Origin of the sequence: Streptomyces sp. ActVer (assembly GCF_027270795.1) — a bacterium.
Taxonomy (GTDB): domain Bacteria; phylum Actinomycetota; class Actinomycetes; order Streptomycetales; family Streptomycetaceae; genus Streptomyces; species Streptomyces umbrinus_A.
The window spans coordinates 1-9,852 of record NZ_JAPWHT010000394.1 but is presented as its reverse complement, the minus strand read 5'-3'; the positions used below and the strand labels follow the sequence as shown (position 1 = coordinate 9,852).

The 9,852-nt window shown below is 68.8% G+C and carries 8 protein-coding genes and 1 pseudogene; 6 read left to right on the top strand and 3 right to left on the bottom strand.

Annotated elements, in window-relative coordinates; genetic code table 11:
• Positions 1-211 precede the first annotated feature (211 nt).
• Positions 212-1,690, top strand: a complete 1,479-nt coding sequence (locus O3Q52_RS41085) for a PQQ-binding-like beta-propeller repeat protein (protein WP_332112991.1) — start codon at positions 212-214, stop codon at positions 1,688-1,690.
• Positions 1,691-1,938: 248 nt separating this feature from the next.
• Entirely contained in the window at positions 1,939-2,646 is a 708-nt protein-coding gene (locus tag O3Q52_RS41080; RefSeq protein WP_269653657.1) for a response regulator transcription factor, read from the top strand.
• A 215-nt stretch (positions 2,647-2,861) separates the two neighbouring features.
• Here O3Q52_RS41080 and O3Q52_RS41075 read toward each other — a convergent pair.
• Positions 2,862-3,170: pseudogene (locus O3Q52_RS41075) on the bottom strand (serine hydrolase domain-containing protein); the annotation flags it as partial.
• Between the two features lie 104 nt (positions 3,171-3,274).
• Here O3Q52_RS41075 and O3Q52_RS41070 point away from each other — a divergent pair.
• Complete coding sequence (locus tag O3Q52_RS41070; protein WP_269653656.1) at positions 3,275-4,153, top strand: hypothetical protein; 879 nt, start codon at positions 3,275-3,277, stop codon at positions 4,151-4,153.
• Between the two features lie 153 nt (positions 4,154-4,306).
• Here the strand turns inward: O3Q52_RS41070 and O3Q52_RS41065 are convergent, their stop codons facing one another.
• Both O3Q52_RS41065 and O3Q52_RS41060 read right to left on the bottom strand, forming a co-directional pair.
• Positions 4,307-4,636: a hypothetical protein gene (locus tag O3Q52_RS41065; protein WP_269653655.1), complete on the bottom strand. Its 330-nt coding sequence runs from the start codon at positions 4,634-4,636 to the stop codon at positions 4,307-4,309.
• 21 nt (positions 4,637-4,657) lie between these two features.
• Complete coding sequence (locus tag O3Q52_RS41060; RefSeq protein ID WP_269653654.1) at positions 4,658-6,376, bottom strand: sodium:solute symporter family protein; 1,719 nt, start codon at positions 6,374-6,376, stop codon at positions 4,658-4,660.
• Positions 6,377-6,503: 127 nt separating this feature from the next.
• On the opposite strand from O3Q52_RS41060, the gene galT reads away from it, so the two are divergent.
• From galT to galK, 3 genes are read left to right on the top strand one after another with little or no spacing between them, the layout of a single operon-like run.
• The gene (gene galT / locus O3Q52_RS41055; RefSeq protein WP_269653653.1) at positions 6,504-7,589 is read left to right on the top strand and encodes a galactose-1-phosphate uridylyltransferase; all 1,086 of its coding nucleotides are present in this window, start codon (positions 6,504-6,506) and stop codon (positions 7,587-7,589) included.
• The gene (galE, locus tag O3Q52_RS41050) at positions 7,586-8,602 is read left to right on the top strand and encodes a UDP-glucose 4-epimerase GalE (protein ID WP_269653652.1); all 1,017 of its coding nucleotides are present in this window, start codon (positions 7,586-7,588) and stop codon (positions 8,600-8,602) included. Before galT ends, galE begins: the two co-directional genes overlap by 4 nt.
• Complete coding sequence (galK, locus tag O3Q52_RS41045; protein WP_269653651.1) at positions 8,602-9,768, top strand: galactokinase; 1,167 nt, start codon at positions 8,602-8,604, stop codon at positions 9,766-9,768. Before galE ends, galK begins: the two co-directional genes overlap by 1 nt.
• Positions 9,769-9,852: the final 84 nt, after the last annotated feature.

Here is a 9,852-nt window from a genome sequence, read left to right as displayed (position 1 = left end):
GGGTTCCGTGTTGGACGGGCGGACGTTGAACCACCAGTCGGTGGCGGAGACGGTGAGCCCGTCGAGCTCGTCGAGGGGGGCGCCCGGCGCGCCCCAGGGTGCCCCGCAGACACCGCCGGCCCAGCCGGGCTACGGCTACCCCGGTCAGCAGCAGCCCGGTTACGGCTACCCGGGCCAGCAGCCCCAGTACGGCTACCAGCAGCCGGGCACCATGCCGATGCAGCCGCAGGCTCCGTCGGGTGGGCGGAAGGTCAACCCGCAGGTGGCGATCATCGTCTCGGCCGTCGTGGCGATCGCGCTCATCGTCGTCGGCGGTGTCTGGTACGCGAACTCGTCGGGCAAGAGCGACGACAAGGACACCTCCGCGGGCCCCGGCGGCACCGAGGGCAAGGACGACAACAACGGCGGCGACGACGTCGGCGGCGGCGGAGGCGGCACGGAGAAGGTGCCCTCCAGCACCAGCGCCAAGCTCCTCTTCCAGCTGCCCGCGGCGGAGGTCCCCAAGAAGGACGTCTGGAGCGTCGCCGGCTCCTGGCTGACCGACAAGGTGTACGCCAAGTCGGGCGTCAGCGAGGTCATCGGCTACGACCCGGACACCGGCAAGGAGTCCTGGACGCTGCCGCTGACGGGTCTGACCTGCGCCGGTTCCCCCGAGGTCACCAAGGACGGCGTCGCCGTGGTGGTCGCCGAGGACGCCAAACGCACCAAGGCGAACCCGTACCCGGAGTGCACCGAGGTCACCGCGTTCAACCTGAACACCGGCAAGGCGCTCTGGACGAAGTCCGTGGCCCCCAACGGCGGTGAGAAGGCCGCGTTCAAGGAAGTCAGCATCACCGGCACCACGGTCGCGGCCGGCTCCGGCCTCAACGGCGGCGCCGCCTTCGACATCAGCAACGGCAAGATCCTCTGGCAGCCGAAGGTCGGCACCTGCGAGGACGTCGGCTACGCGGGCGGCGAGCAGCTCGTCGCGGTCCGCAAGTGCGGCGACTACGGCAACGAGAAGTACGAGGTCCAGCTCCTCGACCCGAAGGCGGGCACCGTCAAGTGGAGCTACAAGCTCCCCGCGGGCATCGACAACGCCAAGGTCATCTCCACCAAGCCGGTCGTCTTCGGCGTGGACTCCGGCGAGATCACCGCGTCCGGCGCGACGGACGTCTTCTCGCTGGACGACAGCGGCAAGCTGCGCACCAAGATCACGCTGGAGGACGGCAAGTACGAGCACGACTGCGGTGTGAACAAGATCCACAACTGCCGCTCGATCGCGGTCGGCAACGACCGGCTGTACGTGCCGACCAAGCAGCACGAGGGCGCCGAGCAGTACTCGCGGGTCAACGAGATCGTGTCCTTCTCGCTGGCCACCGGCAAGCCCACGAGCGACCGGGCCGACGCCGGCGACGGCTACGAGATCCTGCCGATCCGGATGGACGGCGGCAACGTCATCGCGTACAAGAACGGCCCGTACGACAAGGGTTCCCAGGTCGTCTCCCTGGACGGCAAGACCTTCAAGGAGACCAAGCTCCTGGAGACCCCGGCCGAGGCCCAGATCCGCAGCGCGATCAGCAGCATCGTCCCGAGCAGTTCGGAGATGCGGTACACCGGCGGCCGGCTCTTCATGGCCCAGGAACTGATCAGCGCGCCGTACTCCGCGGACGACAAGGAGTACGCGGCGATCGGCTTCGGCGCCAAGTAGGCGTCAGGCCGTACGCCGATCAGGCGTTCGCCTGTCGATCACGACTCCGCCCCTGCTCAGGGGCGGGGTCGTTCTCGTACGGCCCATCGCTCGCGAATGCGAGGAATTTCGGAAATCCGGGGCACTTCTCTCCAGTAGGGGAAGCGCAACGTCGAACAAGCGTGTAGCTTCCGGGGGATGGAGAGCCGGGGGGCTCCTATCCATGGGGTACCAGTGGGGATCCTGGGGGGACTGGGGGGTTGGGCTCGATGGGAGTGCGGCTCATGGTGGTCGACGACCACCGACTGCTCGCCGAGGCGTTGGCCTCGGCCTTGAAGCTGCGCGGGCACCGTGTGCTGGCTGCGGCCGCGCCTGCCGCGGGAGCGGCGGAGCTGGTGATCACCAGGGCGCCGGAGGTGTGCCTGATCGGCACGGCGACGCCCGCCGAACCGGGCATATTCGACCCGGTGGTGAGGATCAAGAGGGAGCGGCCGCAGGTCGCGGTGCTGGTCCTCGGACCGGTGCCCAACCCGCGCGGAATCGCCGCGGCGTTCGCCGCCGGGGCGTCCGGTTACGTACGGCACGATGAGCGGATAGAGGGCGTCGAGCGGGCCATCATGAAGGCACGCGCGGGGGAGGCGGCCGTGGCGCCGCAGCTTCTGCAGAGCGCCTTCAGCGAACTGCTCAACCCGGCCGCGCAGCCCGACGACGAGGGCCAGCGGCTCCTCCAGATGCTGACGCCGAGAGAGGTCGAGGTGCTGGTGAGGGTGGCCGACGGCGAGGACACGCGGCTCATCGCGGCCGGCATGGGCATAGCGCCGAGCACCGCACGGACCCACGTACAGCGCGTACTGATGAAGCTGGGCGTCGGCTCCCGGCTGGAGGCGGCCGCGCTGGCGGCCCGTACGGGGCTGCTCGACCGGGCGGGCCCGGTGCCATCGCACTCCGCGGCGTCCGAGTCGGGGACGGAATCCTGAGCGTGCCGCGCCCCAGGGGATTCCGGTTGGCGAATCCCGCACGGCGAGTGCCAAGTGTGCGCACAGTCCCAGCGACACGCCGTGCACGCGGCGTGTCGCTGGGACTCTCGCACCACTTGTCTCCCGTTCCGCCCGTCCTCAGGGGCGCGGGGCGGTCACCTGGTCGCGCACAGCGCGTGGTCGATCAGGTCCGTGGTGCCCCGGAGTTGGCGTAACCGGCCGGTCACCGCCTTGATGACCATGCCCGCCAGGATGTAGTTGGTGTTGGAGTACTCCCAGCTCGCCCCGGGCGCGAAGGACGGCGGATGCGTCATGGCGAACGCGACGCGCTGCTCGGAGGTGTAGGTGGTCCCGCGGTGCTTGCGGTACCCGGCGGGGCTGAGGTCGGGGACGACGTCCTGGACGTGCTCGGGCAGCCCGCTGGTGTGCTGGAGCAGCTGGCGCAGGGTGATCCGGCGGCCGTCGTTGCCCTTGCCCCGGACCACTCCCGGCAGCCACCGCTCCACGGTGTCGTCGAGCGACAGGGGGCTGGCACCCGCAACGCCACGGCAGCGACCTGGGCAAGCACGTGTGGTGTGACCTCGTTGCCGCATAGCGCGTTGATCACGTCGCACAGGAAGGAGGGCTGATGGTCAGCTCGTCGCACGAGGCGCTGCACCACTTCGGCCAGAAGGACACGGCCGGGTTGATCCGCAACCTCCAGAGGCTGTTCCATGTGCCGTTCCCGGAGCCGTGCGGCTTCACGGTCCTCAACACGGACTTGACCGAGATCGAGCCGGTCGAGCGGCGCGCGGACAGTGTGGTGCGGGTCAACACCAAGGACGGTGACTTCCTGCTGGTGTTGGAGTCGCAGGGCAAGAAGGACGAGCGGAAGCGGGGGAGTTGGCCGTACTACCTCTCGTACCTCTACGAGAAGTACCGCTGTGAGCCGGTGCTGGTCGTCATGACCCAGAGCAGCTCCACCGCACGCTGGGCCGCTCAGCCCATCCGATTCGGTCTGCCCGGCTGGTCCTCGCTCGTCGTACGGCCGATGGTTCTCGGACCGGACAACGTACCGGTGATCACCGACGAGAAGGAGGCCGCGCAGGACGTGTCGCTCGCGGTGCTCTCGGCGATTACGCATGGTGGAGGGCCGCGTGCCGCTGCGATACTGGGACCACTCGCGGCGGCTCTGGAGACGGTTGACCCGGCAATCGCGGCTCTGCTCGTACAGCTCGTGACGTCTGGCTTGGGGGATTCCCAGGCGAAGGAGATTTGGAGGGATCTGATGGCTCCGGTGAACTACTTCTTCCGCCACCCGGTTGCGGAGCAGGTGAGGCACGAAACTCGCGTCGAAGATCACGTCGAGATGACCCTGAAGATCCTGGAGCTGCGTGGCCTCCAGGTGACCGACTCCGTCCGGGTTCGGGTGCGGGCGTGCTCCGACCTGGACCAGCTCAAGACGTGGTCGGAACGGGCCGTCCACGTGGCCGACGCGATGGATCTCTTCGACGACGAAGAGGACTGAGGCCGACGGGGCCGTCGAATGCGGCAGGTCCTTGCGCACGGTGCCCTTCTCCCTCGCCGACCCCTTCAGCGACGAACAGCACGGACAGCCGCCCGGCGGCCGGAGTTCTGAAGCGAACGAACCCCGGCCCCGTACCGGCAAGGCAAGAGCGGACTACTCCGCCCCCTTCTTCCTCTCCTCCAGCAACTGCTCCGCGTCCACCGGCGGAGCCACCGGCCGCAGCCACAGCCAGGCCAGGAAGAACAGGCCGAGCGCCAGCATGCCGAGGCCCGTCCAGAGGTTGATGTTGACGTCCTGGGCCTTGGCGATGTCGGCGTCGGACTCGGTGATGCCGGCGATCGTGACGATGATCCCGTAGACGACGAACAGGCCGCCGATGATGCGGCGGATGTCGAACAGGCGGGCCGCGGTGGCGGACTTGCCCTGCAGTTCGGTGACTTCGCGCTGGAGATCGCGGTCGGAATACCCAGAGTGCTCGGACATGGGTGATCAGGCCTCCGGTCGTCAGAAGGAGAAGGGGATGTAGCAGGCGGCGGCCAGGATGATCGCGCCCCAGCCGAGCAGGGCCGGCTTGCGGTACCAGGCGTCGTCGCCCTTGGCCGGCGGTTCCTCCATGCCGGGCGAGCTGGTCCCGTACACAAGGCCCTGGAGTTCCTCCGCCGGCTTCGGCGCGGTGAAGAGCGAGACGGCGAACATGACCACCGCGCCGGCCACGAACCCGGCGATCGCGGAGACGAAGTTGGCGCCCTGGTCGGAGGGGATGCCGATGATGTCCTGCTTGTAGAGGACGAAGTAGTTGATCATCGCGGCCGTGGTGCCCGCGAGCAGGCCCCAGAAGCCGGACTTCATGGACGCGCGCTTCCAGAACATGCCGATGATGAAGACGACGAACATCGGCACGTTGAAGAAGGAGAACAGCGTCTGGAGATAGCTCATGATGTTCGAGAAGGAGGAGGCGAGGAACGCCGTCCCGATCGACGCCATGACGCCGACCGCCGTGATGAGGCGGCCGAAGCGCACGTAGTACGTGTCCTCCTCGTCGCGCTTCACGTACTTCTGCCAGATGTCCGTGGTGAAGACGGTGTTGAAGGACGAGATGTTGGCCGCCATGCCCGCCATGAAGGCCGCCAGCAGGCCGGTCACCGCGATGCCGAGGACGCCGTTGGGCAGCAGGTCCTCCATCAGGTACGGGATCGCGTCGTTGTACTGGAGGTCGGACCCGGAGGTCCCGATCTTCGGTACGAGCACGGCCGCGACGAGACCCGGGATCATCACCAGGAAGACGATGAAGATCTTCGGGTACGCGGCGATGAGCGGGGTGCGCTGGGCGGCGGAGAGGTTCTTGGCGGAGAGCGCGCGCTGCACCTCGGCGAAGTTGGTCGTCCAGTAGCCGAAGGACAGCACGAAGCCGAGGCCGAGCACGATGGTGAGCCAGTTGGCGCCGAGCGGGTTGTCGCTGCCGATGCCGGTGCCGCCCCACGCGGTGGTGAAGTCGGCGCCGCGGGACGCGGTCAGGGAGTCGGTCAGACCGTCCCAGCCGCCGACCTTCTTCAGCCCGAGGACCGAGAGCGGGATCAGCGCGGCGAGGATCACGAAGAACTGCAGCACCTCGTTGTAGATCGCGGACGACAGACCGCCGAGGGTGATGTACCCGAGCACGAAGAAGCCCGCGACGACGATCGACACCCACTGCGGCCAGCCGAGCAGCGCCTCGACGACGATGGCGAGCGCGTAGAGGTTCACCCCGGCGATGAGGATCGCGGCGAACGCGAACAGGATCGAGCTGAGCAGATGCGCCCCCCTGTCGAAGCGCAGCAGCAGGAACTCGGGGACGGACCTGACCTTCGAGCCGTAGTAGAAGGGCATCATCACCAGGCCCAGGAAGACCATGGCGGGGATGGCGCCGATCCAGTACCAGTGCACGGTGTAGACGCCGTACTGGGCGCTGTTGGCGGCCATGCCCAGGATCTCGGTCGCACCCAGGTTGGCGGCGATGAACGCCAGACCGGTCACCCAGGCGGGCAGCGAACGCCCGGACAGGAAGAAGTCGAGGCTGGTCTTCACCGAGCGGCGGGCCGCGAAGCCGATGCCGAGCACGACGACGAAGTAGATCGCCAGGATCGTGTAGTCGAGCCAGTTGGTGGGGAGCCGCAGCTCGGCAGCCATGTGCACGGGCGACGTGGGGGCCGGATATGTGGGAGCTGGATATGTGGGGGTCTGCATTCAGCACTCACTTCACTTCACTTTGGTGTTCTTTGTTTGGTTGTGGTGATGACCGGCGTGGGGATTTGTGGTTTGATGTGTTTGCTTCTGTTGAATGCTTTGATCGGGTACGGATGGGGAGTCCGGCGTGAAGAAGACCTCGACCCGGCTGGCCGACGGTCGTGAGCTCATCTACTACGACTCGCGCGACGACACGGTGCGCGACGCGGTGGACCGGCGCCCGCTCGACCGGACGGTCACCACATCGGAGGTACGCCGCGATCCGCTGCTCGGCGACGCGGTGGCCATCGCCTCCCACCGGCAGGGCCGTACGTACCATCCGCCGGCCGACGAATGCCCGCTGTGCCCCTCCGAGGGCGACCGGCTGAGCGAGATCCCGGACTCCTCGTACGACGTCGCGGTCTTCGAGAACCGCTTCCCGTCGCTGGCCGGGGACTCCGGTCGCTGCGAGGTCGTCTGCTTCACCTCGGACCACGACGCGTCCTTCGCCGATCTGACCGAGGAGCAGGCGGGACTGGTCCTGGAGGCGTGGACCGACCGCACGGCCGAGCTGTCGCATCTCCCCTCCGTGGAGCAGGTGTTCTGTTTCGAGAACCGCGGCGCCGAGATCGGCGTGACGCTCGGACATCCGCACGGGCAGATCTACGCGTACCCGTTCACGACGCCTCGAACGGCCCTGATGCTGCGGTCACTTGCGGCACACAAGGAGGGGACGGGCGGCGAGAACCTCTTCGACGCCGTGCTGGAGAAGGAACTGGCCGGCGAGCGGATCGTGCTGGAGACCGAGCACTGGGTGGCCTTCGTGCCGTACGCCGCGCACTGGCCGTACGAGGTGCACCTCTACCCGCGCCGCCGCGTGCCGGACCTGCTGGGTCTCGACGAGGGGGCACGCACAGAGTTCCCCAAGGTCTATCTGGAACTGTTGAGGCGCTTCGACCGGATCTTCGATGGGCGGGATGGAGGGGAAGAAGGTGCGGGTGAACCGCGGACGCCGTACATCTCGGCCTGGCATCAGGCGCCGTTCGGCACGCTGGAGGAGTTCGACGGTGTGGTGCGGGACGACTTCGCGCTCCACCTCGAGCTTTTCACCATCCGCCGCACTTCCGGCAAGCTGAAGTTCCTCGCGGGTTCCGAGTCCGGCATGAGCGTGTTCATCAACGACGTGCCGCCGGAGGCCGCGGCCCAGCGACTGCGAGAGGTAGCGAGTTCATGAGTGGGAAGTACCTGGTCACCGGCGGTGCGGGCTATGTGGGCAGCGTGGTCGCCCAGCATCTGCTGGAGGCGGGCCACGAGGTGACCGTCCTCGACAACCTCTCCACCGGCTTCCGCGAGGGCGTCCCGGCGGGCGCCGAATTCATCGAGGGCGACATCCGCGACGCCGCCAAGTGGCTGGACTCTCCCCCTGGCTCCGCCGGGGGGACCCCCACGTTCGACGCGGTGCTGCACTTCGCCGCGTTCTCGCAGGTCGGCGAGTCGGTCGTGAAGCCCGAGAAGTACTGGGACAACAACGTCGGCGGCACGATGGCCCTGCTGGCGGCCATGCGCTCGGCGGGCGTCCGCAAGCTGGTCTTCTCCTCCACGGCGGCGACGTACGGCGAGCCGGAGACCACCCCGATCGTCGAGTCCGCCCCGACGTCCCCGACCAACCCGTACGGCGCCTCCAAGCTCGCCGTCGACCACATGATCACCGGCGAGGCGGCCGCGCACGGACTGGCGGCGGTGTCGCTGCGCTACTTCAACGTGGCGGGAGCGTACGGCGCGTGCGGTGAGCGGCACGACCCCGAGTCGCACCTGATCCCGCTCGTCCTCCAGGTCGCCCAGGGCCGCCGCGACGCCATCTCCGTCTACGGCGACGACTACCCGACCCCGGACGGCACCTGCATCCGCGACTACATCCACGTCGCGGACCTGGCGGAGGCCCACCTGCTGGCCGTCGCCGCCGCGCAGCCGGGCGAGCACCTGATCTGCAACCTCGGCAACGGCAACGGCTTCTCGGTCCGCGAGGTCGTCGAGACCGTCCGTCAGGTGACCGGACACCCGATCCCCGAGGTCGCGGCCCCGCGCCGCGCCGGTGACCCGGCCGTCCTCGTCGCCTCCGCGGCCACGGCCCGCGAGCGGCTCGGCTGGAACCCGTCCCGCGCGGATCTCGCGGGGATCGTCGCGGACGCGTGGGAGTTCGCGCAGAACATCGCGCAGCAGAGCATCGCGAAGTCGAAGGAGAGCTAGTGGGGGCACAGCAGGCAGCAGAAGGTCAGGTAGGGGAAGGCTTCGAAGCGCTCTTCGGGGCGGCCCCCGACGGTGTCTGGGCGGCACCCGGCCGGGTCAACCTCATCGGTGAGTACACGGACTTCAACGAGGGCTTCGTGATGCCGCTCGCGCTGCCGCACACGGCGGTGGCGGCGGTCTCGCGCCGCGACGACGGCGTACTGCGCCTGCACTCGGCCGACATCGAGGGCCCGGTCGTCGAACTGCACGTCGACGAGCTGGCGCCGCTCACGAACACGAGCTGGGCCGCCTACCCGGCGGGGGTCGTCTGGGTGCTGCGCGAGGCCGGCCACGCCGTCACCGGCGCGGACATCCACCTCGCCTCCACGGTCCCGACGGGCGCGGGTCTGTCGTCCTCGGCCGCGCTGGAGGTGGTCACCGCCCTGGCGCTGAACGACCTGTTCGACCTCGGCCTGTCCGGACCCGAGCTGGCCCGGGTGTCCCAGCGCGCGGAGAACGACTTCGTGGGCGTGCCCTGCGGGATCATGGACCAGACGGCGTCCGCCTGCTCCACGGAGGGCCACGCCCTCCACCTCGACTGCCGTGACCTGTCCATCCGCCAGGTCCCCTTCGACCTGCCGGCCCACGGGCTGCGGCTCCTCGTGGTCGACACCCGTGTGAAGCACGCGCTGGGCGACGGGGAGTACGCGGAGCGGCGGGAGGGCTGCGAGGAGGGGGCGCGGCTGCTCGGGGTCCCGTTCCTGCGGGACGTCCGGTACGAGGACCTGGACGCGTCCCTCGCCCGGCTGTCGGACGAGCGGGTCCGTCGCTACGTACGCCATGTCGTGTCCGACGACCACCGGGTCGATGAGGTCATCGCCCTGCTGGACGCGGGGGATGTGCGTGGCATCGGCCCGATCCTCACGTCCGGGCATGCCTCGTTGCGGGACGATCTGCGGATCTCCTGCCCGGAGCTGGATCTGGCGGTCGCCACGGCGAACGAGGCGGGGGCGCTCGGCGCTCGCATGACGGGTGGGGGTTTCGGCGGCTCGGCGATCGTGTTGGTGGAGTCCGCCGACGCCGACATGATCACCAAGGCGATCGAGGAGTCCTTCGCGGCGGCGGGCTACACGGCGCCGAGGGTGTTCCCCGCGGTGCCGTCGGAGGGCGCCCGCCGGGTGGGCTGACCTGGGATTTTCTCGCCCCCGCCGCCCCTACCCTCCCCCACTCTCGGCTTCGCTCGAGCGGGGGGACCCCCATCGTCACTAACT

Coding starts and splice junctions, on each gene's coding strand:
- O3Q52_RS41085 (WP_332112991.1), top strand. CDS start 212: ATGCCGATGCAGCCGCAGGCTCCGTCGGGTGGGCGGAAGGTCAACCCG.
- O3Q52_RS41080 (WP_269653657.1), top strand. CDS start 1,939: ATGGGAGTGCGGCTCATGGTGGTCGACGACCACCGACTGCTCGCCGAG.
- O3Q52_RS41070 (WP_269653656.1), top strand. CDS start 3,275: ATGGTCAGCTCGTCGCACGAGGCGCTGCACCACTTCGGCCAGAAGGAC.
- O3Q52_RS41065 (WP_269653655.1), bottom strand. CDS start 4,636: ATGTCCGAGCACTCTGGGTATTCCGACCGCGATCTCCAGCGCGAAGTC.
- O3Q52_RS41060 (WP_269653654.1), bottom strand. CDS start 6,376: ATGCAGACCCCCACATATCCAGCTCCCACATATCCGGCCCCCACGTCG.
- galE (WP_269653652.1), top strand. CDS start 7,586: ATGAGTGGGAAGTACCTGGTCACCGGCGGTGCGGGCTATGTGGGCAGC.